General features: G+C 35.8%; 23 protein-coding genes and 1 tRNA gene. 20 read left to right on the top strand and 4 right to left on the bottom strand.

Annotation, left to right across the window (positions count from 1 at the left end):
* The first annotated feature begins 75 nt into the window (after positions 1–75).
* Genes ABN763_RS01025 through ABN763_RS01010 form a run of 4 tightly spaced genes read left to right on the top strand, consistent with a single transcriptional unit; the run spans position 76 to position 6,167 of the window.
* Positions 76–1,779: a M23 family metallopeptidase gene (locus tag ABN763_RS01025; RefSeq protein WP_410483543.1), complete on the top strand. Its 1,704-nt coding sequence runs from the start codon at positions 76–78 to the stop codon at positions 1,777–1,779.
* 8 nt (positions 1,780–1,787) lie between these two features.
* Positions 1,788–4,241, top strand: coding sequence for a TonB-dependent receptor (locus ABN763_RS01020; RefSeq protein ID WP_410483542.1), 2,454 nt, complete (start codon positions 1,788–1,790; stop codon positions 4,239–4,241).
* Between the two features lie 2 nt (positions 4,242–4,243).
* Positions 4,244–4,906 carry a hypothetical protein gene (locus ABN763_RS01015; RefSeq protein WP_410483541.1) on the top strand — a complete coding sequence of 221 codons (663 nt, stop codon included), beginning with the start codon at positions 4,244–4,246 and terminating at the stop codon, positions 4,904–4,906.
* A 28-nt stretch (positions 4,907–4,934) separates the two neighbouring features.
* A complete protein-coding gene (locus ABN763_RS01010; protein WP_410483540.1) occupies positions 4,935–6,167 on the top strand; it encodes an acyloxyacyl hydrolase in 1,233 nt (410 codons plus the stop codon).
* A 72-nt stretch (positions 6,168–6,239) separates the two neighbouring features.
* On the opposite strand, the gene ABN763_RS01005 is transcribed toward ABN763_RS01010, so the two are convergent.
* Entirely contained in the window at positions 6,240–7,037 is a 798-nt protein-coding gene (locus ABN763_RS01005) for a TIGR00266 family protein (RefSeq protein WP_410483539.1), read from the bottom strand.
* A 167-nt stretch (positions 7,038–7,204) separates the two neighbouring features.
* Positions 7,205–7,657: a DUF4442 domain-containing protein gene (locus ABN763_RS01000; RefSeq protein WP_410483538.1), complete on the bottom strand. Its 453-nt coding sequence runs from the start codon at positions 7,655–7,657 to the stop codon at positions 7,205–7,207.
* A 169-nt stretch (positions 7,658–7,826) separates the two neighbouring features.
* Here ABN763_RS01000 and ABN763_RS00995 point away from each other — a divergent pair, with 169 nt between their 5' ends.
* From ABN763_RS00995 to ABN763_RS00955, 9 genes are all read left to right on the top strand, one after another.
* Complete coding sequence (locus ABN763_RS00995; RefSeq protein ID WP_410483537.1) at positions 7,827–8,291, top strand: DUF4870 domain-containing protein; 465 nt, start codon at positions 7,827–7,829, stop codon at positions 8,289–8,291.
* A gap of 107 nt (positions 8,292–8,398) precedes the next feature.
* Complete coding sequence (locus ABN763_RS00990) at positions 8,399–8,806, top strand: nuclear transport factor 2 family protein (protein ID WP_410483536.1); 408 nt, start codon at positions 8,399–8,401, stop codon at positions 8,804–8,806.
* A 196-nt stretch (positions 8,807–9,002) separates the two neighbouring features.
* Positions 9,003–9,347 (top strand): PadR family transcriptional regulator, encoded by a 345-nt coding sequence (locus tag ABN763_RS00985; RefSeq protein ID WP_410483535.1) that lies wholly within the window; start codon positions 9,003–9,005, stop codon positions 9,345–9,347.
* Positions 9,340–11,118 (top strand): PspC domain-containing protein, encoded by a 1,779-nt coding sequence (locus tag ABN763_RS00980; RefSeq protein WP_410483534.1) that lies wholly within the window; start codon positions 9,340–9,342, stop codon positions 11,116–11,118. The genes ABN763_RS00985 and ABN763_RS00980 overlap by 8 nt, the downstream gene beginning before the upstream one ends.
* 187 nt (positions 11,119–11,305) lie before the next feature.
* Complete coding sequence (locus tag ABN763_RS00975; RefSeq protein ID WP_410483533.1) at positions 11,306–12,031, top strand: head GIN domain-containing protein; 726 nt, start codon at positions 11,306–11,308, stop codon at positions 12,029–12,031.
* A 19-nt stretch (positions 12,032–12,050) separates the two neighbouring features.
* Positions 12,051–12,590 (top strand): hypothetical protein, encoded by a 540-nt coding sequence (locus ABN763_RS00970; protein ID WP_410483532.1) that lies wholly within the window; start codon positions 12,051–12,053, stop codon positions 12,588–12,590.
* Between the two features lie 93 nt (positions 12,591–12,683).
* Positions 12,684–13,778 carry a heavy metal-binding domain-containing protein gene (locus tag ABN763_RS00965; protein WP_410483531.1) on the top strand — a complete coding sequence of 365 codons (1,095 nt, stop codon included), beginning with the start codon at positions 12,684–12,686 and terminating at the stop codon, positions 13,776–13,778.
* A gap of 47 nt (positions 13,779–13,825) precedes the next feature.
* Positions 13,826–14,836 carry a dipeptide epimerase gene (locus ABN763_RS00960; protein ID WP_410483530.1) on the top strand — a complete coding sequence of 337 codons (1,011 nt, stop codon included), beginning with the start codon at positions 13,826–13,828 and terminating at the stop codon, positions 14,834–14,836.
* Positions 14,833–15,870 carry an aminotransferase class I/II-fold pyridoxal phosphate-dependent enzyme gene (locus tag ABN763_RS00955; protein ID WP_410483529.1) on the top strand — a complete coding sequence of 346 codons (1,038 nt, stop codon included), beginning with the start codon at positions 14,833–14,835 and terminating at the stop codon, positions 15,868–15,870. Before ABN763_RS00960 ends, ABN763_RS00955 begins: the two co-directional genes overlap by 4 nt.
* 33 nt (positions 15,871–15,903) lie before the next feature.
* Here ABN763_RS00955 and trxB read toward each other — a convergent pair whose 3' ends face one another.
* Positions 15,904–16,866 carry a thioredoxin-disulfide reductase gene (trxB, locus tag ABN763_RS00950; RefSeq protein WP_410483528.1) on the bottom strand — a complete coding sequence of 321 codons (963 nt, stop codon included), beginning with the start codon at positions 16,864–16,866 and terminating at the stop codon, positions 15,904–15,906.
* A 224-nt stretch (positions 16,867–17,090) separates the two neighbouring features.
* Between trxB and ABN763_RS00945 the strand changes: the two genes are divergently transcribed.
* The 4 genes from ABN763_RS00945 to ABN763_RS00930 all read left to right on the top strand — a co-directional run bounded on the left by ABN763_RS00945 (position 17,091) and on the right by ABN763_RS00930 (position 20,709).
* Complete coding sequence (locus ABN763_RS00945) at positions 17,091–17,564, top strand: hypothetical protein (protein WP_410483527.1); 474 nt, start codon at positions 17,091–17,093, stop codon at positions 17,562–17,564.
* A gap of 90 nt (positions 17,565–17,654) precedes the next feature.
* Complete coding sequence (locus ABN763_RS00940) at positions 17,655–18,455, top strand: PspA/IM30 family protein (protein WP_410483526.1); 801 nt, start codon at positions 17,655–17,657, stop codon at positions 18,453–18,455.
* Positions 18,456–18,680: 225 nt separating this feature from the next.
* Positions 18,681–18,754, top strand: a tRNA-Arg gene (locus ABN763_RS00935).
* A gap of 623 nt (positions 18,755–19,377) precedes the next feature.
* On the top strand, positions 19,378–20,709 hold the full coding sequence (locus tag ABN763_RS00930) for a DUF4249 domain-containing protein (protein ID WP_410483525.1): 1,332 nt from the start codon (positions 19,378–19,380) through the stop codon (positions 20,707–20,709).
* 310 nt (positions 20,710–21,019) lie between these two features.
* Here ABN763_RS00930 and ABN763_RS00925 read toward each other — a convergent pair whose 3' ends face one another.
* Entirely contained in the window at positions 21,020–21,526 is a 507-nt protein-coding gene (locus ABN763_RS00925; RefSeq protein WP_410483524.1) for a nicotinate-nucleotide adenylyltransferase, read from the bottom strand.
* Positions 21,527–21,723: 197 nt separating this feature from the next.
* Between ABN763_RS00925 and ABN763_RS00920 the strand changes: the two genes are divergently transcribed.
* The 3 genes from ABN763_RS00920 to ABN763_RS00910 all read left to right on the top strand — a co-directional run bounded on the left by ABN763_RS00920 (position 21,724) and on the right by ABN763_RS00910 (position 25,656).
* Positions 21,724–22,164 (top strand): Hsp20/alpha crystallin family protein, encoded by a 441-nt coding sequence (locus tag ABN763_RS00920; RefSeq protein WP_410483523.1) that lies wholly within the window; start codon positions 21,724–21,726, stop codon positions 22,162–22,164.
* Between the two features lie 271 nt (positions 22,165–22,435).
* Complete coding sequence (locus tag ABN763_RS00915; protein WP_410483522.1) at positions 22,436–24,580, top strand: PAS domain S-box protein; 2,145 nt, start codon at positions 22,436–22,438, stop codon at positions 24,578–24,580.
* On the top strand, positions 24,577–25,656 hold the full coding sequence (locus ABN763_RS00910; protein WP_410483521.1) for a response regulator: 1,080 nt from the start codon (positions 24,577–24,579) through the stop codon (positions 25,654–25,656). Before ABN763_RS00915 ends, ABN763_RS00910 begins: the two co-directional genes overlap by 4 nt.
* Positions 25,657–25,768: the final 112 nt, after the last annotated feature.

Genomic DNA, 25,768 nt, shown 5'->3' with positions numbered 1-25,768 from the left:
AAAGTGGCTTAGTTTTTGATTTCAAAAACTTTACCAAGCGCCTTCAAAATGATAATTTAGCCTAACTTATTTTTTATGAAGTTTTTTTTACGTTTTCTATTTGTTTTTTTTACCGTTGCTGCTATCGGGCAAAAAAAATACCCCCAAGATGTTTTTAGAGCGCCATTAGATATACCTATCATATTGGCAGGTACATTTGGGGAGTTACGATCAGATCACTTTCATTCTGGAGTCGATATCAAAACGCAACAGCGAGAGGGCTTGGTTGTAAAAACGATTGGAGACGGCTACGTATCCCGTATCAAAATTTCTCACTGGGGTTTTGGAAAAGCTTTGTATGTTACACATCCAAATGGGTATACTTCGGTATATGCACATCTTCAAAAATTCTCGCCAGAAATAGAAGCCTACATTAAAAAGAAACAATATGCTAAAAAGACGTATACCATTCAGACATATCCCGAAAAGGGGGCACTTAGACTAAAAAAAGGAGATGTTATAGCCTATAGCGGTAATACCGGCGGAAGCTCTGGACCGCATCTTCATTTTGAAATACGTAAAACTGGAAATTCAAACCCCATTAACCCACTTTTCTTCGGTATTAATGTTGAAGATAATAAACGGCCTGTTGTAAAAAGTATGTTTGTTTATCCTCTTGACAATGTTGCTCAAGTAAACCAATCTAATAAACCACTACAACTAAATTTAAGAGAAAGCAGCGAGGGTACTTTTGTCGCCGAACGTATTTACGCTCACGGAAAAATTGGCTTAGGAGTCAATACTATAGACAGACAAGATCTTTCATATAATAATAACGGCGTTTACAAAGTGGAGACTTTGGTCAACGGTATTCCGTATTTCAATTACGATTTTGAAACCTTTTCTTTTCGAGAAACTCGTTTGATTAATACCTTAATCGATTACGCGCGCTATAAAATACATAAAGAGCGTATTCAACGATTATTTAAAACACCTGCCAATGCACTGAGCATTTATAATAAGGCGATAGACAACGGAATTATCAATGTAAAGGACTCTGCATCTTATAACATTAAGGTGAAAGTGAAAGATTTCGAGGATAACACTACTACCATTTACATTCCCGTCACTGGAAAAAAACAGGCAATTTTAGTGTCTGATACGCTTCAAAAAACTCCTTATCGCATTAAAGCAAACGAGCGCAATATTTTCAAAGACAGTACGGTCACTGTGAATTTTGCTAAGGATACATTCTATGATGACTTTTATTTGAATTTTAAAGCTGAAAATGATTCAGTGGTTATTCATGAACCTGTAAAAGCGGTTCACAAAAATTTTAGTGTGCTCTTTGACGTCACTACTGTGCCAAAAGAAGAACGTAAGCAATTATTTATTGCAAGTTTAAGTAAAAGTGGTGTTCCCATTTATCATGGTACTGTTAAAGAGGGAAATACTTTCAGAACCCGAAGTAAAACCTTAGGAACGTATTTTTTGACAAAAGACACGGTTGCCCCTACCGTAATACCACAAAACTTTAAAGATGGACAATGGCTTACCAATTTCAAATTTTTAAAAGTAAAAATTGGTGATGATGTTAGTGGAATCAAAAGTTATAGCGGTACAATTGATGATCAATGGGTATTATTTGAATACGAACCTAAAAAATCAATGCTCAGTTTTAATTTTGATGATATTACTTTAAAAACCACCAAAAAAGCAAAACACAATTTAAAGATTACAGTTACTGACAATGTTGGAAATAACACTACATTTGAAAGTACGTTTTTTCGTAAAAAATAGATTCCACATTGCAGTTATTCCGGTTTTTCATCTTTCTTTTTTGCAGCTTTACTTTTGCGCAAACAGCAACGGTACGGGGTATTGTTTTGGATGAGAAAAATAAACCCTTAGCAAATGTCAACATTCAACTTAGCGGTGAGGGTGCTACCACAAATGAAAACGGTTTTTACTTATTTAAAATTCCCTCTAATCAAGATGTCATCATAACATTTAGCCATATTGGCCATGAAAATGTACAGACAAGGATTAACCTAAAAACCGGTGAAGAAATTGAACTCAATATTGTGATGCGAGTTCAAATAGAGCAAATAAGTGAAGTAGTAATTACTGCTAAAACCAGAGACAACGTATCTGGGGTGACCACCATAAGTCCAAAAGAAATAAGAAAAATACCAGGGGCAAATGCTGGAGTTGAAAACATCTTAAAATCCCTGCCTGGCGTTAACTCGAATAACGAATTATCAACACAATTTTCAGTGAGAGGTGGTAACTATGATGAGAATTTGGTTTATGTAAACGAAATTGAGGTATATCGCCCTTTCCTGATCAGGTCTGGACAACAAGAAGGTCTAAGTTTTGTCAATAGTGATTTAGTACAAAATGTTCGTTTTTCTGCTGGAGGTTTTCAATCTAAATACGGAGACAGGTTATCATCTGTGCTGGATATTACCTATCAAGTTCCGGTTGATTTTTCTTCAAGAATTAATGCCAGTTTACTCGGTGGTAGTGCTTCGGTACAAACAGTTTCAAAAAACAATCGTTTTGCTGCCATTGCAGGTGTTAGATATCGAGATAACAGCCTCTTGGTAAACAGTACACAAACCGAAAGTAATTTCAAACCTGCTTTTGGTGATTTTCAGGCTTATCTTACCTACAAATTCTCTAGCAAATTTCATCTTAACTTTCTAGGCAATGTTTCTATTAACAACTATGACTACGAACCATTAAGACAACGTGTTAATTTTGGAACAATTGCCAACCCCATTGCCGTAGTTGTTAATTATCGTGGTAATGAACAAGATCGATACCAAACGGAATTTGGCGCACTTAAAGCCAATTATTTTTTAAGCGATCAAACCACCTTAAAACTCATTAGCGCTGTATATCATACTACCGAACAAGAATATTTTGACATTTTTGCCCAGTACAGCGTCGGTCAGCCCAATACCGATATCGGGTCTGAAGATTTCGGAGAGATCACAGGTGCGCAGGCTATTGGTTCTCAATTAAACCATGCAAGAAATGACCTCGACGCATTGATCATCAATACCGAACACAAAGGGAGTTGGGATAATGGAAAAAATCGACTTGATTGGGGTGTAAAGCATACGCTTGAAGATATACGTGATAACGTTGTAGAATGGGAAGTCATCGACTCGGTTGGATTTTCTATACGACCTCCATTACCCGGTTTTGGTAATGACGAGCCCTACACTCCTTTTACCGGACCTTTAGAACCTTTTGAAAATATTCGAGCGCGTAATAATGTGCGTACCAATCGTTTTTCTGCATATACACAGTTTAGCCAGCAAACAAACCTGGGCAAGCATCGACTATGGTGGAATTTGGGTCTTAGAGCTCATATTTGGAATGTAACCGGTGACGGCATTGAGAGCACTACGGAGCAAGTTGTTAGCCCTAGGGGGCAACTCGCTTTAAAACCGGATTGGGAACAAGATATGCTTTTTCGTATTGCCGCTGGTGTTTATCATCAACCACCGTTTTACAGAGAATTAAGAGATTCGCTGGGTGTTGTTAGACCTAATGTAAAGGCGCAACAATCTATTCATATCGTTGTTGGAAATGATTACAGCTTTAAACTATGGGGTAGACCTTTTAAGCTTACCTCTGAAGCATACTATAAGCATTTAACAAATGTAAATCCGTATACACTAGAAAATGTAAGAATCCGGTATCGTGCTAGAAATAATGCTGAAGCCTTTGCATACGGGCTTGACCTTCGGTTAAATGGCGAGTTCGTTCCGGGTACCGAAAGCTGGGTGAGTTTTGGTTACCTAAAAACGGAAGAAAATATTGATGATCGCGGATACATTGCACGGCCTACCGACCAACGCTTAAAATTTGCTGTGCTATTTCAAGATTATGTACCTCGCCTACCCGATCTAAAAATGTATTTAAATATGGTCTATAATACAGGTTTACCTGGGGGAAGTCCTAGCTATGCAGACCCATATTTATTTCAAAATCGACTAAGAGATTATAAAAGGGCCGACCTGGGTATAAGCTATGTGCTAGCCGATGCGAATAAACAATTTGATAAAGGGCATTGGTTACATGCTTTTAAAGAATTGAATGTTGGCTTCGAAATATTCAATATTTTTGACGTTAGGAATTCGATTACGAATACTTGGGTACGAAATTCGTTTACAAGACAACAGTTTGCTATCCCCAATTTTATGACTCAGCGTGTTTTTAATGTTAAAGTAGGAATGCAATTTTGATAATGAAAAAGACTTTTGGTTTACTAATTGGTTTTGTTCTTGGCTCAGCATTGATGTTGGCTCAAGGAAAAAATTCATATGAAAGTCCTGATTTTGATGAGTTAACTGAAGAACATCAAACAATAGCAATCATTCCGTTTTTAACTTCTTTGAATTTAGAAGATGACATAAAAGCTGATCAGTTAGAAAAACTAGAAGAACAAGAAGGGTACGAAGCACAAAATGCCTTGGAATCTTATTTTTTGAGGCGCAATAACAAAAGAAAAGCTTTTGTGGTCGACTTCCAAAATGTAGGTGATACCAACAGAATCCTGCTAGACAATAATATTACTTATAATGACCTTGATATATATAGTCCGCAAGAACTATGTAAAATACTTAAAGTAGATGGTATTGTTAGTGGTAAACTTATTTTAAGTGCTTTAATCTCCGAAGGTATTGATGAGTCATTTGATTTGATTGCCTTTTTATCTGGTAAATCTGATTTCGGTAAGATTATTATTAAAACCAGTGATGGCAATACAGGAAGACTTTTGTGGCGTTATGAGCAGACTATTACCCGCAAAACGGGAAAAAACACCTTTGCTATTATTGAAAAAATGATGCGGAAAGCCAGTCGAAAATTCCCATATGACAAAGAGCGTATTAGAAAAAGAAAAAAATAGGTCGCTTACATTCTGCTAGCCCTTCCGTATGTCAAAAATCAGTATCGCTCTATTTCTATTCACTTGTCAATGTATCGTTGCCCAACAACATATTGTACCAAAAAATAAATTTTCGGTCGAACTATTTTCTGGAATTACGTCTGAGGCTAATGAGGGTTTTCCAAAAAGAAATCTTCAAATTGGCGGTTCTATTTCTTACGGTAGAGACCAAGGATTAACTGGTTCAGAATGGTCCTATTGGCTTGGTGGTGCCGCTACCGGAATTTCATTATCATATCAAAATCTTGGCAATAACGAATTAATAGGTAGTGCTTTCGCGCTAATGCCTTATTTTGAAATTCCTATTTTTAATAACGGTCAGGAAAACAAAAAACTTTGGCTCAAAACCGGGTTCGGGTTTTCATATATTAATAAGAAGTTCGACTCCGACTCTAATTTTTTCAACAAGGCGATCTCAACCAATATTAACTGGGCGTACCGGACTTCGATATCCTACCAACTTTATACAACAGAAAAAATTCAACTTAAAACTGCCATAAGTTATTTTCATCATTCTAATGGACATACCAGACTCCCTAATCAAGGCTTAAATTCTTTTTTGCTAAGTATAACATCTGATTTCTATGGGAAGTCGCCAAATGCCACTCAAGAAAAAACAAGTACCCGCGAACCCTCTAAATATCATTTTTATTCAATTCGAACAGGTCTTGGTATTAATACTTTGAGCACCTTGGTTGCCAATGAACAAAAACCGGTGTACGCCTTTGCAGCCAGTTATGGTTTTGTAAAAAATAACACCTTTAAGTTCGAGTTTGGAGCATATTATCGTTTCTATAAACAATACTATGATTTTATTAAAAGTGATGATGAGTTGGTGTTAGAACGTTTTGCATTCTTTAAAGAAAAACCCGGTTTAAATGCATCTAATTATGGGCTTTTTGCCGGCGCGGGCCTACTTTTAGGTCATGTTGGAGCCGACCTGCAAATAGGACTTAACGTTCATAAACCGTTTTATAAAGTAGATTGGTTAATTAATGAAGGAGAAGGTATTTATCAAAGCTCTTTTCATCGTTTAGGTGAATTAGATTGGTATTATGAAATCAAAAGAACCGTGATGAGCCGAATGGGACTTACAGCCTACCTCATCAATACCAAAAAAAATCCGAAACACAATATATACCTATCGGCACACTTAAATGCCAATTTAGGACAAGCCGATTTTAGCGAGTTGAGTTTGGGGTATATGCGGCGACTGGATTAATTCATGATCATAGACAAAGTAATGCTCAATCCCTAAATTCCAAACTAGCAAAGGAAAACAGACAACTATTAACTAAAACCGATTATCTCCATCTAGTAGATCACCTAATCCACCAAGAATACTTCCTTCACCTTTACTGTTTCCTCCTTTTGGCAATGATGACAAAATACGTCCAGCAAGCCTGCTAAAAGGAAGTGATTGAATATAGGCTGTACCTGGACCTTCAAGTCTTGCATAAAAAATACCTTCGCCACCAAAAATCTTATTTTTAATGCCTTTTATGTATTCTATATCGTAATCGACATCTTTGGTAAAACCGATTAGACAGCCCGTATCAATTTTTAATACTTCGCCTGCAAGTAGTTCCTTTTTTGCGGTAGTACCGCCAGCATGTACGAAAGCCATACCGTCACCTTCCAGCTTTTGCATGATAAACCCTTCACCACCAAATAACCCACGCCCAAGTTTCTTAGAGAATTCAATCCCAACGTTAACGCCTTTAGCAGCACATAAAAAAGCATCTTTTTGACAAATGAACTTCCCTCCAAATTCGGTTAAATCGATAGGAATAATTTTACCAGGATAAGGTGATGCAAAACTAACCTTGCGTTTACGACCATCTTGGTTTAAATAGGCAGTCATAAAAAGGCTTTCACCAGTTAAAACTCTTTTACCAGCAGAAAAAATCTTACCTAAAATACCTTTTTCCTGATTGGAGCCGTCCCCAAAAATGGTATCCATTTCGATACCACTCTCCATCATCATAAAACTGCCGGCTTCCGCAACAACCGCCTCTTGCGGATCGAGTTCAATTTCTACATATTGCATTTCTTCACCATAGATATGGTAGTCAATTTCGTGTGATGTCATAGTTGATTTTTTTTTGATTGAATATTGTTTTGACTAATAGGTGTTAACTTAGTCCTTTTTGTTACAGCCGCTTAAAAATAGTTGCAAGTTTGGGTAATGGGCATTAGGGATTAGGTCATAATTAAAAAATCCTGACGCTAAACTAACAACCGACAACCATCAACGAGCTATTTAACCCGCACCGTCCACTCAAAATTAAAAGTCGATACCACTACTCCATCTTCATTGACACCGACAGATTTCATCCAGATGGTTTGCCCTTCGCCTGTTTTAATAGTTGTAGAAATCGCTTCATCAATTAAATGCCCGTCATTGCATGTAAAAGTGATTCTGCCTGTAGCCTTTTTTGAAAAGTTCGCATTGTTATTTTGTACCAGCATCGAGATTTTTCGTCCGCTCTCTCTAATCGCAGCAGTTACCATCGCCCCAGTAGTCATTTCAGCAGCCATTCCCTGTACAGCCCAAAACATACTGTTAAATGGATTTTGATTAATCCACCGATGCTTTATTCTCACAACACAGGTTTTTTTATCAATACTTTTTACACGAACGCCACATAACCATGCGCTTGGTAATCGCATTGCGCTGAACAAATTGATATTTCTTGGAGTCATCTTCATAAGGCAGCTATTAACTCACCTAAAATAGCTAATAAAAAGATAGCAACTAATGTTAAATAATTCTTAAATTTAAGTACTATGTATTGCATAATACCTTTTTTTGGATATATATTTGCATTGATAAGTACTATATAGTACATTTCATCAATCAAAAAATGAACCGTTAATCATGGAATCATCCGTTAATCAACATCAACAAAATTTAGGTGCTATTATTCACCTCAGCACCTTTTCAAAGTATTTTATTCCCTTTGGTAATTTCATTTTACCATTGGTATTATGGTCCTCTAATAAAAAAGAATCTGCTTTCATAGATGAAAACGGAAAGAATGCGATTAACTTTCAGATTAGCTTATTACTTTATAGTATAGCCTTAGGAATTATCAGCGTACCCCTATTCTTTCATTTCTCTTTTGACATTTTTAATGTTTTTGATCTTGCTGAGCACAACACGCATGAATTTAAGGTTGCCAATTGGAGGGATGTTCGAGGTAATTTTTTACTGATCCTCGTAGTGTTACTTTTCAGTCTGGGATTATTCTTACTAGATATATTTTCTACTGTAATGGCTACTATTAAGGCAAACAAAGGAGAAGTGTATAACTATCGTTTTGCAATAAATTTTATAAAGTAGGTATAGCCATGAAAAAACAATACTACATAATCGTGCTGCTATTAGGTATTATTGGATTTAGCCATGCACAAGTCCATGAAAAGTCAGATCTATATAAAACTTTACAAGTGAAGGATAGCTTAGTGTTTAATGCAGCTTTTAGTACATGTGACACTACTTATCTCGAAAATATTTTTGTAGAAGACTTTGAATTTTACCATGATAAGGGTGGCATAACAATAGGTAGAGATACATTTTTGAAACCGTTGAGAGAAAGTTGTGAACGACGGGATATAAGCAAACCTCAACCGACAAAAAGAATACTAATACCAGGAAGTTTGAAGGTATTTCCTTTAAAGAAAAACGGAGTATTATATGGTGCGATCCAACATGGTGTACATAGTTTTTCATCCTTAAATAATGAGGGAGTCTATATCCCTGGAGACATTGCAAAATTCACTCATGTATGGATATTAGAAGGTTCAAAATGGAAAATAAAAAGAGAATTAAGTTACGATCATCAATTACAGCAATAAAGTATCTGGCCTCATCAACCATTATTTAAGGTACAGCTTTAATCAATCAAAAAACCTCTTGCTTCCTTCTCTTTAATTAGAGAAGGAACAAGGCAAGAGCCAAACAGTTTAATCTATTCAGCCTAAAAACTGAATAAATAAGCATCAAGCTATCATCATCAAATAGCATGTCGCTTATAAAAATCGAAAAGAACAGATGAAAATAGAAAACACAAAAGCACAAATGCGAAAAGGAGTGTTAGAGTATTGCATCTTATCAATCATTCAAGACGAAGATAAGTATGCATCAGAAATACTCGGCACACTTAAGGACGCAAAGATGCTGGTGGTAGAGGGAACAATTTACCCACTGTTAACCCGGCTTAAAAATGCGGGTTTATTAAATTACAGATGGGAAGAATCGACCTCGGGACCACCACGCAAATACTATCAACTGACAGAGATCGGACAAAAGTTTTTGACCGAGTTAAACCATACATGGCAAGAACTACATAACGCAGTAACTATCGTAACAAGCCAAAAAACAACAAGCAATGAATAAAACAGTCAACATAAATCTTGCAGGCACATTCTTTCACATTGATGAGGATGCCTATTTAAGGTTATCAAAATACTTAGAGTCGATAAAACGGTCATTCACTGATTCTCAGGGAAGAGATGAGATCGTACGCGACATCGAAGCCAGAATAGCTGAGCTATTCACTGAAAAAATGCAACATGACAAAATGGTGATAAGTACCAAACATGTTGATGAAGTAATTGAAATTATGGGAGAACCCGAAGATTATTTAGTAGACGATGATATTTTCGAGGACAGACCAAAACAGCGATCTACTTACCGTAGTGAATCCGGACCATCTAAAAAGTTGTACCGTGATACCGAAACGCAGTATATCAGTGGAGTTTCGTCAGGACTTGGCCATTATTTAGGCATTGATGCTATTTGGGTTCGTATTCTATGGGTCATTTTAGCCGCCAGTACAGGGGGTGGTATTATCCTGATTTATATCCTATTCTGGGCCATTGTACCAGAAGCAAAAAGCACCAGCGAAAAGCTGAGTATGCGGGGAAAGCCAGTTAACATCTCAAATATAGAACAAAAGATAAAAGAGGGTTTTGATGGTGTTACTGAAAAAGTGAAAAGTGTTGACTACGAATCTTACGGAAATAAGGTTAAAAGCAGTAGCCGTACATTTTTTGATGCCCTTGCTTCAATTTTTAAATTTGGCTTTAAAGTACTAGGAAAATTTATTGGCATTATCTTGCTAATTACAGGAGCTGCAACACTTATCGCATTAATCGTAGCCTTATTCGGTATCGGCACTTTCGATTTTATGGATGCAACTTGGATGGAGTATGTGGAAGCAGTGAATATTGGCGCTCCTTTATGGGTAGTTAGCGTATTATCAATTTTTGCCGTTGGAATTCCGTTCTTTTTTATATTCCTATTAGGGCTAAAACTATTGATAAGTAATTTGAAATCAATTGGTACACCTGCAAAACTCATACTACTTGGCTTATGGTTTGTTGCTGTGATCATTCTGGCCGTTTTAGGAATACGACAGGGGACAGAACGAGCGTACGAAGGAGATATTTCTAAAACAGAAACGCTCAATTTTACCGCTAATGATACGGTGTATGTACAAATGAATCCGAAGTTTAATGATTTCTATAATGAATACATTAATTATGATTTTAGCATTGAATATGACGAAGATGATAATCAGATAATTTATTCAAATGATGTCCAAATAACAGTACGTTCAACGGAAGATTCGAATGCAAGTTTACAGCTTACTAAAAGTGCTTATGGTAATAATCGACGCAATGCCAGAACGCATGCAGAGGCGATTAGATATTCATACAGCATAGAAAGTGACAAGTTAATATTCAATACATATTTAACAGCTGCTTTCGAAGAAAAATTCAGGGAGCAAGAAGTTGATATTATGTTGTATTTACCGGAAGGCACACATGTAATATTTGACAGAAAATTTGGGAGTTTCAGTAAAGACTATAGAGGTATCGATTACAAAAGAGCGTATGCCAACAAATTGCTAAAAGTTGAAAAAGACACCTTCAACTGTCAGGATTGCCCTGTTGAAGAAGGCGATGATAATGATTGGGAATACCGAGATCAAAGTAATTGGGACGAGGATCAGCAAGGTGTAAAAATCGACGAGAATGGCGTTAAGGTAAAGAAAGATAATTTCGATTTGGAGATCGATGAAGATGGTGTAAGGATGGAGACCAAAGAAACGAAGTTGAAGATCGATGAAAATGGTGCCGAATTGAAAACAGATTCAAAATGACAATCGGTCATTAAAAATTAACAGTTCAGATATTATAAATTCAAAAAATGCAAACCCGGATATACTTTTAACTCATCAATCAAAATAAATCAAACCTATATCAAATTAAGGGAGTCGAGAGAATATAAGTTCTCGGCTTCTCTTAAGGAGATTAAAAATCACTAATTATCAATCAAAATCAATAATCATGACACAATTAACAAAATTTCTATTAGGAGCTATCCTATCATTATTAGTAAGCTCATGTGCTTTCGACATTAACTTTGGAGAAGGGAAGCGCGGTAGTGGTAATGTGATTACCGAAGACAGAAATGCATCAGAAAACTTTACCCGTATTAGTGCCCAAGAAGGATTAGACGTGTATGTTACCCAAGGAGAAAACACATCAATATCTGTTGAAGCGGACGACAATATCATGGAACTTATCAGAACTGATATTGATAATGGAAAGCTTCGTATTCATGCTGAAGAGAACATTGGTCGTGCGACCAAAAAAGTTTTTGTTACACTACCTATAATTGAAGCTTTGGAGGCTTCTAGTGGGGCCGATTTAGTGACAAAAAATGAGATTAATGCAAATGAATTAAGGCTAAAAAGTAGCAGTGGTGCTGATTTGATAGTTAAAGTAAGTGCCAAGACCGTAGATGCTGATTCTAGTAGTGGAGCCGATATAAAACTATCTGGGGAAGCAAAAAAACTTATTGCCGAAGCGAGCAGCGGTTCAGATATTAGAGCTTCTAACTTCAATGTAGAAGATTGCGATGCCAGTGCGAGCAGTGGTTCTGATATTATGGTAAATGTTACCGGAAACCTAATCGCAGATGCCAGTAGTGGCGGAGATATTCGCTATAGCGGTTCGCCTAAAAATGTCTCTAAAAACAAATCTGCTTCCGGTAGCGTCAGTAAGCAGTAGCTTAACCAATAGCTAAATTATGAAAACCAAAACATTAGATAAACTACAATATGTATTTCCAATTATTGTACTTGTACTGTTCTGTAGTCAACTAGCATGGGATTATTATCATGATGGTGTACCAACACATTATTTACTTCATGATCCCAATTTACCAGGATTTTCAAACTGGTGGGGTTTAATTACTATTCCGCTTGGTGCTTTTTTTCTTATCTACCGAATAAGAAAAAGAATACACGCCAAAGGTTGGCAACTAGTCCCTTATAATAGTAGATTGCTTTTCATCCTAGGTTTACTTGTTGCAATTACCATTGCGGTAGGATTTAATTTAGAGTGGGCGTATTTACACTATGTAGCGTTTGCCTTAATTGGGAGTTCATTCTTTATTCCATTATACAAGTCCGAGTTTTTACTGGGCTTTACATTGGGCTTGGTATTTTCTTTTGGCTCTATATTACCCGTTATTATTGGCGCAGTATACGCCATTATTTTTGCAATTTGCTACTTAGTTATCCGAAAAGGTATTATCTGGCTTTTGTACCGACCAGAAAAAGTATAAGATATATATTAATTACAACCAACCATAGTTAGTTAGTGTTCCCCTTACAGTCTTTTTGTAAAGAAGGTAAGGGGTTTTTTAATGAATACAATTATGAAAATCAACATTAGTTTAGTGATTATTGCATTATTATTATTTGGATGCAAAAGCCAAAAAGGCGAATACGTTTGTAAACCATGTGATCAAGAATGTGATCTTTTAGCCTTCACAAAACCAGGGATTTGTCCTCATTGTAAAATGGATTTGATACCCAAAAGCGAAGCACCCACTTTTGAAGATATGATAACGAAGAATATCCAGATCAAAATGGGATCTGGCAACTTTGTAATAGAAGACTCCAAAAATCAAAAAAAACGCGCGATCAAGGTATTCTATCACAAACCAGAAAACTTTAAGCCTGATTCTAAAATATTAATGGTTATACCAGGTGCTGGTAGAAACGGCGACAGTTATAGGGATGCTTGGATCGAAGAATCTGAAAAATACGGTGTTCTGGTAGTAGCACTTCAATACCCTGAGATTTATTATGCATTTGAAGAATATCATCTTGGTGGATTAATAACCAACCCTAACTTACAAGAAAGTATCACTTATTCAGAAAACTCTAATCAGGTACATCTAGATGAGGACAATTTTAATTTTGAAATTAATACGAATTCAGAAACATGGATCTTTAATGATTTTGATCGCATTTTTGATTTAGTTGTTCATGCTACCAATTCTAACCAAACTCAATATGACATTTTTGGTCATTCAGCTGGTGGTCAGATATTGCATCGATTGGCTCTTTTCTATCCTAATAATAAAGCGAATTACATCTTAGCGGCTAATGCTGGTTTTTATACACTGCCCGATATGCAGTCCCCCCTCCCATTCGGTGTTAAGGGATCTAACTTAGTTGAAGAGAATCTTAAAACATCATTTAAAAACAAACTCGTTATATGTCTAGGCGCCTTGGATAATGAACATGAAACAAGGGGTACTTTACTTCGTTCTGAAACGGTTGACAAACAAGGACAAGGTAGGTTTTCTAGAGGACACTATTTTTTCCAGTATTCTAAAAAGCTTGCTAATAAAATGAATGCTCAGTTCAATTGGTCTACCTATATCGTGCCCAATTCTGGACATGATCACCAAAAAATGGGAAACGCCGTTGGGTATTTTCTTTATGCCAATACCGCTAAATAATTTTCATTAAAAAATGATGTACTTTTATTATACAATATCATTTTTTCATGCGTCTTCAACTAAAAAAGTACCGGCTTCAGCTTAAACATACCTTTAGAATTTCAAGAGAGTCACATGATTTTCAAGATTCGTTAATTGTTTGTTTAAATATAAACGGTAAGATGGGTTATGGTGAATCTACATCCAATCCTTATTACAAAATCACCCAAAGTTCTCTTGAAAATGAGATCAATGCGGTTAAAAATGAAATAGAATCACATGATTTTACGAATCCAGACACCTTTTACGAGTTTATAAATTCGCTGGCATTAACCAATTTTGCCAAATGCGCTTTAGATCTTGCGGCTAATGATCTTTACGGAAAGTTGTTGGATAAACCACTATACCAACTATGGGGTACGACCAATACTAAATACCCACTTACTAACTACACAATTGGGATAGCAGATATGACAACGATGGTGACCAAAATGAAGGAGCAAAAATGGCCCATTTATAAGATTAAATTAGGTACTGCAGATGATGTTGCCATTGTAACTGAATTGCGAAAACACACTGATGCAATTTTTCGTGTTGATGCCAATTGCGCTTGGTCGGCAGAAGAAACCATCCAGAACAGCTATCAATTAAAAGAACTAGGAGTTGAATTTATTGAACAACCCTTAAAAGCATCGAATTGGGAAGGAATGCGATCGGTTATGAATGCATCGCAGCTCCCCGTAATTGCTGATGAAAGCTGCATTGTTCCATCAGATGTCGCAAAGTGCCATGGCCACTTTCATGGTATTAATATCAAATTAACCAAATGTGGTGGACTTACCCCTGCGAGAAAAATGATCGCAGAAGCAAGAGCTCTAGGCCTAAAAGTTATGGTGGGTTGCATGACCGAATCTAGTGTGGGCATATCGGCAATAGCCCAATTAAGTCCTCAATTAGATTATGTAGATATGGATGGAGCCATGTTGTTAAAGGAAGATATAGCAATGGGAATACTGATCAACCAAGATGGAAGTCTTGTATTTCCTAATGTTGGCGGGAGCGGAATCAGGCTTTTATGAGAGGTTATAAACTTGATAGTGCCCCCGGGAGGGAAATAATCATCGATAAAGAAGCATACCTCTATTTCGGAGGAACCTCTTATTTAGGACTGCAAACATGTGTCAACTTTCAAGACATTTTAATTGATGCCATTAAAACCTATGGCACCAATCATGGTGCATCCCGAAAAGCGAATATTCAATTCGGTGTTTATGATGCTGCTGAAAAACTGCTTTCAGTGAACTGCAAGGCTGAACAGGCAGTAACCCTTAGCTCGGGATTTTTAGTCGGCCAACTAGTTGCAAGGTATTTTAATACTGATAATTATGAATGTTATTACGCGCCTAAGACTCATACTGCACTGCATCTTAGCGATTCTTTCAATCATCCTAATTATGATCAACTAGTTGAGGCAATTAAATACTCCGCTAAAACACCTGTTATATTTTGTGATTCGATTGATTTTTACGGAGCGAATTACCCTGATTTCAAGTGGCTTGATCGCATAGATCTTACAAACACCATATTGGTTGTCGATGATTCTCATGGAATTGGGCTTTTGGGAGATAATGGTGAAGGTATATATCACTATTTATCGCATTTAAGAGTAAAAGAGTTAGTGGTCTGCGCATCCCTAGGCAAGGGGTTCGGCTTACAAGGTGGAGTCATTTTAGGAAAAGAAAAAACCATCAATGAAATTAAAAAATCAGATTGGTATGCTGGGTCTAGCCCTATAAGTCCTGCATTTATGGCAACATACATTAATGCGCAAGTTATTTATAAGGAGAGACTTCAAAAACTAAAAAACCACATACAACTTTTTAAAGATGAACTAATAAGGACATCTATGTTTCGTTATATGCCGAACTACCCCACTTATAGTTTTCAGGATGAGGGCTTAATCAATCATCTTTATGAAAGTCGGGTAATCATTACGAACTTTCAATATCCAAATGAACACGCTCCGACCGTACATCGTATTGTACTCAGCGCACATCATACAACAAATGACATCAAAAAAATAACCGCAATAATCAATGATTATTACGGTTAAAAATTATCTTATTTTATATAAAGCTAACCATTACTAAGCTTCAACTGCGCTTTCAACTTCAGAAAGATAACGTTCTGCATCAAGAGCAGCCATACAACCTGTTCCTGCTGCGGTAACCGCTTGACGATAGTCTTTATCTTGCACATCACCTGAAGCGAAAACTCCAGGTTTATTTGTTTTTGTGGTCTTTCCTTCCGTTAATACATAACCCGTATCATCCATATCTAACTGACCTTTAAAAATATCAGTATTTGGTTTGTGTCCGATAGCGATAAACAGTCCTGTAATTTCAATTTCTTCTTTCGCTCCTGTTTGATTATTTACCATTCGTAAACCTTCAACTACCTGCTCTCCTAATACTTCGTCAATCTCAGTATTATATCTTAAATCAATATTCGATGCTGCGGTTACTCGGTGCTGCATTGCTTTACTAGCTCGCATATGATCTTTACGAACCAGCATGGTCACCTTATTACATATTTTGGAAAGATAGGTTGCTTCTTCAGCAGCCGTATCACCACCACCAACAATAGCTACATCTTGACCTTTATAGAAAAAACCATCGCATACAGCGCAGGCAGATACGCCACCACCGCGAAGACGTTGTTCACTTTCTAAGCCTAAATATTTTGCTGAAGCTCCAGTTGAAATAATAACCGTTTCAGCTTCAATATGCTTGTTACCATCAACGACGATTTTATGAATACCTCCTTCTTCATCACTAAAATCGACCTCGGTTACCATTCCTATTCTTACTTCCGTACCAAAGCGTTCAGCTTGCTGCTGTAATTGCACCATCATCGTTGGTCCATCAATTCCTTCTGGGTATCCAGGAAAATTATCAACCTCTGTAGTTGTTGTCAACTGTCCTCCAGGCTCCATACCAGTATAAACTACCGGTTTCATATCAGCTCTTGCTGCATATATTGCTGCCGTGTAACCTGCTGGTCCACTTCCTATTATTAGACATTTTATTCTTTCGACTGTATCAGACATAATTATTCTTCTTTATAAAACAAAAGTAGGTTTTTTGATCAAAAACTTACAGTCTATTTATCAACATTCAAAATGACATAATTTGAATTTTTTATCGGTTAAAAAGGAAGCCAAAAAACGTGATTTTTTAAAGTCACTGAATCAAAAAATCAGGTTATGACTATTTATTTTGTATCTTGTATAAGGCTATTAATTAGATTTTTAACCTTAAAATACCTTAAGAAATGAAAGCACTTTCTCTTTTTGCGATGGCCTTTTTTCTATTTATTTCTTGTAACCAGAAAAAAGAAGTTGAAACCCCCTTACCTGAAGTAGATGTTAATAATGAAAATGCACTAACTATGGAAGGTACTTGGGAACTCGTTAATTACTACGACTATGATGGTACTGACATCACTGATACTGTTCCTATGGCTGAAGGTTATAGACAAGTCAAAATATATAGCGGTGACAAAGTAATGTGGTCTCGCAAGGTTCCTATGGATTCAATAGAATACTATGGCTATGGAACCTATTCTGCGTCTGAAGATGAATTGATTGAAACTTTGGACTACGGATCTGCATCAATGTTAAGAATAATAGATACCATGCGTGTTTTTTCTTTCGAGTTACAACTAAAGCCTGATACCTTTACTCAAATAACAATTGATGATGAAGGAAATAGAATAACATCTGAAAATTATATCCGGATCAACTAGTTGTTAATTGTCTTGTTCACATAATTTAATCGTTGCTATTGAAATATTTGTTCAGATAATTAATTTAGCAACGATTTTTATTATCTACTTATGAAAAAGACTATTACACTTTGTCTCTTATTAACGTGTTCGACTTTGCTATTTGCCCAAAGTAAAAAGGAATTGATCAAAGAAAAGGAGACGTTAAAAATGCAGTTAGACAGCGTTACGAATGAGTTGTATACTGTAAAACGAAAAGTAAGCACTGCCGAGGTTAAAGCTGATTCCTTTAAGGCCCAGGTAGAAGATTTGAAAAACACCAATGCAACTTTGCTAAGCAATATTGAAAGCTTTACCGCACTCTCGAACCAAAAATCGGCTAATTTGGAACAATCATTAGAGAGTATGAAGGCAAAAGACATGCAGCTAGAAGCAATTAACAAGTCAATTTATACTAGAGACTCAATCGTTCTTGTAATGGTCACCAAACTAAACAAGGCATTACAAAATGTACAAGGATCTAGTGCTGCAGTAACATCAGGAAACGGCAATGTTGTCGTTACATTCAATAATGATTTTCTATTTGATGATAAAGGCATTAAACCAACGGCTGACTCAACTGTTGAACAGATTGCAGTAGTACTACAAAACGAAAAGAACACCGATATTTTAATTGAGAGTCAAGTTGAAGTTTCTGATTCGCTTACCAAAGGAAAAAATTGGATGGCTAGCATTAGGAAGGCTTCCTATTTAGGGAACCGTTTAGTCAATAAAAATGAACTTAGTCTTATGGGACTTCGTGGGTTTACTAGTGAAAGTATGAATATTGATGCACCAATGGTTACCAGATTGGTACTATTACCGCAACTGGTTCGCTTTTATGATGATACAAAATCCATTTTAAAAAATTAGTTTTAGTCAAGGGCAAATAAATTATTAATACTATATTTGCAGCCGAAAAAATAATATCAGAATTACTTCTCAAATTGAAGTAATCTATTTATTTTATAAACGTAGTGATTCTAAGGTCCGCGCATTAGCTGGCCCCTCTTTAAAATATTGAGTTAGAATTTGCCTGCCCGCCGGCTGGCTCTTTCGCTAAAAATGTCTACCAGACATTTTCTTAACGCTCAGCCCGGTCGCGTAGCTCAGCTGGATAGAGCATCTGCCTTCTAAGCAGACGGTCACAGGTTCGAATCCTGTCGCGATCACGAATAAATGAAAAGCAAGCAAAATAATAAAGCTTGCTTTTTTATTTTGTGAGGTTTTTATTTTCAAAGCGGAACGCTTTGGATATTCAATCCTGTCGCGATCACAAATAAATGCAAAGCCTGCAATTTATGCAGGCTTTTTATTTTTCGGAAAATTCAAAACAGCTGCTTTGATGATTTGAAGGAAAATAGAAAGTACATAGCAAAAGCTATGCAGCTTTTCATTTTCAAAATGGAATGCAAAGGAAAACCGAAGGTAATCCTGTCCTCAAGTAAATTCTTCGCTACCATTTTAAAATGTAATTTCCCATTGGAAGAGAGTAATATCTTCTTAATCGAATATTACTGGTTAAACAAGCTAACGAATCCGCTTTTATATCTCAAAACAACAACTACACAGGACATGTTGCGATCACTGATTTATACAGATTAGTTGTTGTATATTTATAAAAAGGGCACAGTGAAAATTCTTTTCTGCTTCTAAACACTAGAAAGATGTATTCGCTTTATGATCGAAATGGTTCATCTAGGTCGTATTAAAATGCCAGTACCAATAACAGGAACACAAATGCAGAGTAAAGATCCTAAAACGTTTATTCTGGGATCTATAAAATTAAAAGCAAATGAGAAAATTCATTTTAATATTTACGCTCATTTTATATTCTTGTATTGAACAAATTGATGTAGGACCTGAGTTAAACTCTGTTTTACAATTAAAAGGAGCTTTAGTCGTAGAGGCAAACATTACCAACTTAGAAAAGCGGCATCAGGTTTTTTTAAGTCGCGTAAGGCGTATTGAAAGTGATAGTACCGTTAACGTTACTGAAGATTTAATTTTTAACCCAAATACTCCTATTTCCAACTTAACTATAAATGGATTGGGAGTTGATTTTGAAAGTAACGCAAATGTGAAATTAGTTTCTGACAATGGTTTAGAATTCGACTTTGAAGAAGTCCAGGATGGCACATATCAATCTAGTGAAATATTTGCGGTTCAACCCAATATAGAGTACCAACTCTTGATACGTACAGAAGATGGCGAGGAATATCTATCTGAAAAAAAAGAGATTGTTGGTTACACAAATATCGATAACATGTATGCCGAAAGAATAATCAATGACAACGGCAAGGAAGGAATAGGGATTTTCATTGATGCTAGCCACTCAAACAGCGACAGCCCCTACTTTAGATACATTTTTGATGAAACATATAAAATAATTGCTCCCAACTGGACTCCTTTTGAGTTTGAAATAATTCAGGAAGAATTTGAAGTTTTACCAGATGGTGAAGTACGATACCCGGATGTCAGACTGGTGCCCCGGGCTCGTGAAGAAATGATCTGCTATCGTACCGATCCTTCTCGTCAGATTATTTTGTCTAATACGCTTGGCCTAGAAGAACCCAAACTTGAGAGGTTTTTGGTACGATTTATCCCAAGAGATAATCCTATTTTATCGCATCGGTACAGTATTTTAATACAACAATTTGGCATATCAAGAGAATCTTATACATTCTATGAAAATCTAAAGAAGTTTTCTTCGAGTAGTTTAGTGTTTAGCCAAATACAACCTGGTCTACTTGAAGGAAACATTAGACATATAAATGGAGACAGCAAGGCTGTTGGATATTTTGATATTGCAACTGAGATAACACAACGTATATATTTTAACTACACAGACTTTTTTGCAGGGGAAGATTTACCGCCCTATTTCGGAACAGTAATTTGTGATAGGCTTTTAAGCCCTCCCCTAGAGAACCCTAACAGAGATGGCCCGCCAGCACTGAACTGCCCACAACCGCTGGTTCCGAGAATAAATTTAGGTCTGGTAGAATATTTAGAAGTTAATGGTTCGCCAGGTCAATGCGAAGGCCCTTATTTTGTAACACCGACGATTTGCGGAGATTGTAATGTGATTGGAAGCAACGTTGCTCCTGCATTTTGGACAGAAGATTAAATCAGGAGAAAATGCCATGAATTCTTGTAAAGCTTCTTGCTGAACACTAGTAACCAATTTTTTTATTACCATTAATATGAGAAATCTATTACTTCGCAGCTAAATAGTTATGAGGTTGCCATAATATTTGGGGACTGGTCAAAAATTGACTAGCTAAGATGAATAAATATTTTTAAGATAACCTCATAATTATTTGATTTTAAAAAAGCCGCGCCCTTTTGGCGCGGCTTTTTTAAAATCAATTTCTACTCAGTAGGCTTTAGTCCCTTATTAGGTACTTTTTAGAAAAATAGTATTCCAACCTTAAGGACTATAAGAAATTACCCTCTGCATCACTTTTTACTCTTAGTTTTTTGTCTCCATTAACCAACTTGATCTTATACGTTTTTTTTGCTCCTTTCTTGTTTTCGTAGGTCACCTTGTAAACATCTTTTTCAATGGTCCATCCTGGAAAACGTTTTACCAGCGCTTTTCGAACGTCCTGTGGTAAATTGATATCTCTAAACCTTTCTATTGTCCTAATTATCTTTCCATCTTTATCATATGCGGCTACAATTTTACCATCCGGAATATAAAAAGATACCGTATAATAATCATACTCGTCATTATAGATATCTGAGTTTTTTAAATCAAAATTAGCTACTTTTCGCTCTAATAATTTAACAGGCAAGGCAGCATCTTTTGTTCCTACTTGATTTACATACTTATAGTTTACTGCGGTTACTAACACTTCGGCCAGTTTTTCTTCTTTAACAACCTGGCAATAAGCATTTCCAACAAATACAATAGCTGCTAAAGCAATTATTATTTTTTTCATGATATACTTTTTTAGTTCATACAAATTTTATCTGAAAATCAAGCTAAAGTTATCTGGTTGCAATAGCGTGCAAAATGACACTAATCAACTAGTCGTCATTTACACTTAGGTGTCATTGATCTAGATCATTTTCAGTTTGAACCATACTATCTAGTTTTGAGCAATCAAAGGGATTATTAATTAAAAATTAAACGAAGATGACACTACTAAAAACTAGAAGAAGAAGACGGCCTTGGAGAAGTTTGATGAACTCCGAATTCATTGATATGGATGACTTTTTTGAAGACAGTTTTTGGCTTCAAACAAAAGGTTCTCCTGCATTAAATATTAAAGAAACGGATGACCATTTTGAAATAGAATTGGCTGCTCCGGGGTTTTCGAAAAAGGATTTTGAGGTAACTATTGATGATCAAAATTTGAACATAACCGCAAAAAGATCTACTGAAAAGGAAGAAAAAGATGACGCATATACTAGAAAAGAGTTTAGTTATGATAGTTTTGAACGATCACTTGTACTTCCCGAAAGTGTAAAGCAAGAAAAAGTTACCGCTACTTACAAAAACGGTATTCTACATTTTGACCTTGCCAAAAAAGAAAGTGCTCAAAAGCATCAACATAAAGTAATTGAAATACAATAGTTTTATTCTTTTAAAAAGAGGAGTCTAACATTGGGGTTGGGCTCCTCTTTTATTATATCATCTAACCGGTTTCTCATTTTAGTATACGGTGTTTACAATTGATTAAGAACGACCAATTATGACCAAAGTCATAGGAATGGTTTGTTACTGAATATATATTTGGTTGGTTTTACTAACCAATCGAGCTATCCAAACAAAAATGATATTATAAGTACCAGTATTTAAGTTAACAGATACATCATGATTTAGATGAGATTGTAATCCCAACCAAATGAACGAAGTCGCCGTAAATAGTGACGTTTATAAGACCATTTTTCAAACTGCAACACAAGGAATATTTGTGGTTGATGAGATGGGTATTATTTTACAATCAAATCCAGCTTCAGAAAAAATGTTTGGATATGGTAAGAATGAACTTCTAGGCTTATCTATTGAACAGCTGATCCCACAAGAACTACGCTTAAGACATAAAAATCAACGGAAATTATATATGTCCAATCCTAAATCTCGTGCCATGGGTATTGGACTAGAATTGCAAGGAGTAAGAAAAAACGGCGAGCTATTTTCTATTGATGTAAGCCTTAGTCCTACAACCATAGACAATAAACCAACTGCAATAGCCTTTACAATAGATACTACTGAGCTCAAAAGAAAAGAACTCCTACAAAATTCTATTCAGTGTAGCCTAGAAATGATCACACTGCATAAACCCTTAAGAAGCATTTGTAATCAAATTTGTACCATATTTGATAGCTATGTCAAGCATTGTACATGCGCCGTTTTAGTGCTTGATCCTAAGCAAAACCTATTATACAATATATCAGGGGCAACGTTTCCAAATAAGATTAACAAAACGATTGATGGAATAACAATAAATAGTGGAAATAGTTGTAACTGCGCCTGTACAAGGGCTGCTTTGTTTAAAGAAGAAACAATCAATACCAATATCAAAGGAGACTATTCATGTAGGGCGTTTACGCAACCATTACATGAAGACAACATTATGGCTACTTGGTCGTATCCTATTGTTACAACCACTAATGATTTATTGGGTGTATTTACGGCTTATTGTACAGAAAAAAGGGAACCTAATGGCAAAGAGAAAGCCTTAATAGCGGATTTAATAAAGCTTATAAGTATAGCTATTGAGCAGTTTAACACAAATAACGAACTACAATTAAATAGAGAACGACTGCAAAGTTATTCAAATAAATTAGAAGAAACTGTAAAAATAAGAACCCAGGAGGTCGCTGCCACAGTGCAAAAATTGGTAGAATCGAATTTAGAATTAGAAGATCAAATAGCGCTGGCCAAAATGGCAAAAAATGAGACCATTGCGAATCAGACAATACTTAATGCTATCGGGAGTAATTTTCCCAAGGGTATCATGATCGTTGTTGATAAAAATAATTTCATTGTATTTGCAGAAGGCGAAGATTTAGAAGAAATAGGGTTTGAAAAAAATGAACTTTTAGGATTGAAAATTGATGAGCTTATTCAATTTAGAGCTTCGGAGCTATTAAGGATTCAAGAAAACGTCAAAAATACACTAGAGGGGCAGCATTTATCATTTCAAACCACCTACAAAAACAAAACCTATTCAGTAAACTCTACACCCCTATTCAATAAAGAAAATATTATCGCAGCATTATTTGTTTACAATGATATCTCTTCCCAAAAAGAAATTGAATTGGAAATTCTTGAAGCACTGAGAAAAGAACAGGAATTAAGTGAATTAAAATCAAGATTCATCTCTATGGCATCTCATGAATTTAGAACTCCACTAAGTGCTATTTTGTCTTCAGCTGATTTGCTGGAAAAATTGAGCCAGTTAGGAGTTGATGAGGGCCGATCAAAATACTTAAGACGAATTAAATCTAATGTTAAAACCTTAATGAGCATACTGAACGATTTTCTATCTCTTAGTAAACTTGAAGAAGGGAAGATCATCGTTAAACCGGAGAAAATTGAAATAATTTCATTTATAAAACAATTGACTGAAGAGATCTCAGCAACCAAAAAAAACGATCAAGTGATTACTATAGATAAAAAAGTAGATCATCTTGATGCCTACATTGATAAAAAACTTTTAAGAAATATCTACATCAACTTGATCTCAAACGCTATTAAATACTCTAAAGCGCATTCTGAAATTAATATTAGCATAGCGAAAAAAAGAGAGATGTTAGTTTTAAAAGTTATCGATCAGGGTATGGGCATTCCGAAAAAAGAGCAAGCAAACTTGTTTAAACGTTTTTTTAGAGCCGAAAATGCCGCAAATACCCAAGGTACGGGTTTAGGTCTGTTTCTTGTGAAAAATTACGTTACTATACTGGAAGGAACCATCAGTTTCATTAGTAAACTAAATGTTGGCACCACTTTTATAGTTGAATTACCAATAAACCAAAAGCCATGAAAAAAATATTAATAATTGAAGACAATGTTGATGTTCGTGAGAATACCGCGGACATTTTAAAACTGGAAGGATTTGATGCCATCACAGCAACCAATGGTAAAGAGGGCGTACAAATGGCAATTCAACTTCAACCAGACTTAATAATCTGTGATATAATGATGCCATTAATGGATGGATACGAAGTATTAGAATATCTAAGTAATCGCCCTGACAGTGGAAGTATTCCCTTCATTTTCCTGTCTGCTAAGTCGGAAAAAAGCGATTTAAGAAAGGGTATGAATCTTGGTGCGGACGATTATCTCACAAAACCTTTTGAAGCTAGTGATCTTTTAAATGCAATTAACTGCAGGTTGGAGAAAAATGCATTTCTAAAAAGAGAATTTGAAAAAAATCTGGATGGAATACATGCTTTTCTAAAAGAGGCATCTGATTTACTTGGAGAAAAAATACTTCCCAAGAAGTACGATACTGAAGTTTATCAAAGAAATGAAGAGGTTTACCAGGAAGGACATCCTTCAAATAATCTATACTTTATAAAAAGTGGTAGCCTAAAAACTTATAAAACTACTGAAACCGGAAAAGAATTCATTACAGGAATGTATGGCCCTGGAAAGTTTGTTGGTCAGTTATCCATATTAAGTAAAAATGAATCTTATTTAGAAACGGCATCAGCCTTAGAAGCATTAGAGATATTTAAAATTCCAAAATCAGATTTCCTCAAGCTAATAAGCGAAGATCCTATTGTCTCAAAGAAGTTCATTAACATTATTTCAAATGATTTAGTTGAAGTTCAAGAACAACTAATTAACATGGCATTTACCCCTGTTAGACAAAGGGCTGCCAGAACATTGTTAGAACTTGAAGAAAAGGGTATTTTGAAATATGAAGACGACAAAGGTCCGGGAATACCACGAGAAGATTTCGCTGGTCTTATTGGTACCGCTACTGAAACTGCTGTAAGAGCCTTATCGCAGTTTAGAAGTGAAGGATTGATAAAAATGGGTGCCTTAAGGAAGATTATTATTCTTGACAAAGAAAAACTGCGACGTATAGCTGATTATAATATGGCATATTGATCAAATGAGTGCAAAGCACTAATTAATTTACCCAGTTAGAAAATGAGGTTAGTTGACTGAAATCAATTACAAAAAACATGCTCGATATTAAATTTACATTTTGTAAATGATG

It is taken from the genome of Spongiivirga sp. MCCC 1A20706 (genome assembly GCF_046524175.1).
Lineage (GTDB): Bacteria > Bacteroidota > Bacteroidia > Flavobacteriales > Flavobacteriaceae > Spongiivirga.
This window is presented reverse-complemented; position numbering and strand designations above follow the sequence as displayed.

What these genes read in the sequence shown, in the direction of transcription:
- ABN763_RS00930 (WP_410483525.1), top strand. Translation starts at nt 19,378, where the DNA reads ATGAGAAAATTCATTTTAATATTTACGCTCATTTTATATTCTTGTATT.
- ABN763_RS00980 (WP_410483534.1), top strand. Translation starts at nt 9,340, where the DNA reads ATGAATAAAACAGTCAACATAAATCTTGCAGGCACATTCTTTCACATT.
- ABN763_RS00995 (WP_410483537.1), top strand. Translation starts at nt 7,827, where the DNA reads ATGGAATCATCCGTTAATCAACATCAACAAAATTTAGGTGCTATTATT.
- ABN763_RS01000 (WP_410483538.1), bottom strand. Translation starts at nt 7,657, where the DNA reads ATGAAGATGACTCCAAGAAATATCAATTTGTTCAGCGCAATGCGATTA.
- ABN763_RS00970 (WP_410483532.1), top strand. Translation starts at nt 12,051, where the DNA reads ATGAAAACCAAAACATTAGATAAACTACAATATGTATTTCCAATTATT.
- ABN763_RS00975 (WP_410483533.1), top strand. Translation starts at nt 11,306, where the DNA reads ATGACACAATTAACAAAATTTCTATTAGGAGCTATCCTATCATTATTA.
- ABN763_RS00910 (WP_410483521.1), top strand. Translation starts at nt 24,577, where the DNA reads ATGAAAAAAATATTAATAATTGAAGACAATGTTGATGTTCGTGAGAAT.
- ABN763_RS01010 (WP_410483540.1), top strand. Translation starts at nt 4,935, where the DNA reads ATGTCAAAAATCAGTATCGCTCTATTTCTATTCACTTGTCAATGTATC.
- ABN763_RS00965 (WP_410483531.1), top strand. Translation starts at nt 12,684, where the DNA reads ATGAAAATCAACATTAGTTTAGTGATTATTGCATTATTATTATTTGGA.
- ABN763_RS01025 (WP_410483543.1), top strand. Translation starts at nt 76, where the DNA reads ATGAAGTTTTTTTTACGTTTTCTATTTGTTTTTTTTACCGTTGCTGCT.
- ABN763_RS01015 (WP_410483541.1), top strand. Translation starts at nt 4,244, where the DNA reads ATGAAAAAGACTTTTGGTTTACTAATTGGTTTTGTTCTTGGCTCAGCA.
- ABN763_RS00925 (WP_410483524.1), bottom strand. Translation starts at nt 21,526, where the DNA reads ATGAAAAAAATAATAATTGCTTTAGCAGCTATTGTATTTGTTGGAAAT.
- ABN763_RS01005 (WP_410483539.1), bottom strand. Translation starts at nt 7,037, where the DNA reads ATGACATCACACGAAATTGACTACCATATCTATGGTGAAGAAATGCAA.
- ABN763_RS00920 (WP_410483523.1), top strand. Translation starts at nt 21,724, where the DNA reads ATGACACTACTAAAAACTAGAAGAAGAAGACGGCCTTGGAGAAGTTTG.
- ABN763_RS00915 (WP_410483522.1), top strand. Translation starts at nt 22,436, where the DNA reads ATGAACGAAGTCGCCGTAAATAGTGACGTTTATAAGACCATTTTTCAA.
- ABN763_RS00940 (WP_410483526.1), top strand. Translation starts at nt 17,655, where the DNA reads ATGAAAAAGACTATTACACTTTGTCTCTTATTAACGTGTTCGACTTTG.
- ABN763_RS00985 (WP_410483535.1), top strand. Translation starts at nt 9,003, where the DNA reads ATGAAAATAGAAAACACAAAAGCACAAATGCGAAAAGGAGTGTTAGAG.
- trxB (WP_410483528.1), bottom strand. Translation starts at nt 16,866, where the DNA reads ATGTCTGATACAGTCGAAAGAATAAAATGTCTAATAATAGGAAGTGGA.
- ABN763_RS00955 (WP_410483529.1), top strand. Translation starts at nt 14,833, where the DNA reads ATGAGAGGTTATAAACTTGATAGTGCCCCCGGGAGGGAAATAATCATC.
- ABN763_RS00945 (WP_410483527.1), top strand. Translation starts at nt 17,091, where the DNA reads ATGAAAGCACTTTCTCTTTTTGCGATGGCCTTTTTTCTATTTATTTCT.
- ABN763_RS00960 (WP_410483530.1), top strand. Translation starts at nt 13,826, where the DNA reads ATGCGTCTTCAACTAAAAAAGTACCGGCTTCAGCTTAAACATACCTTT.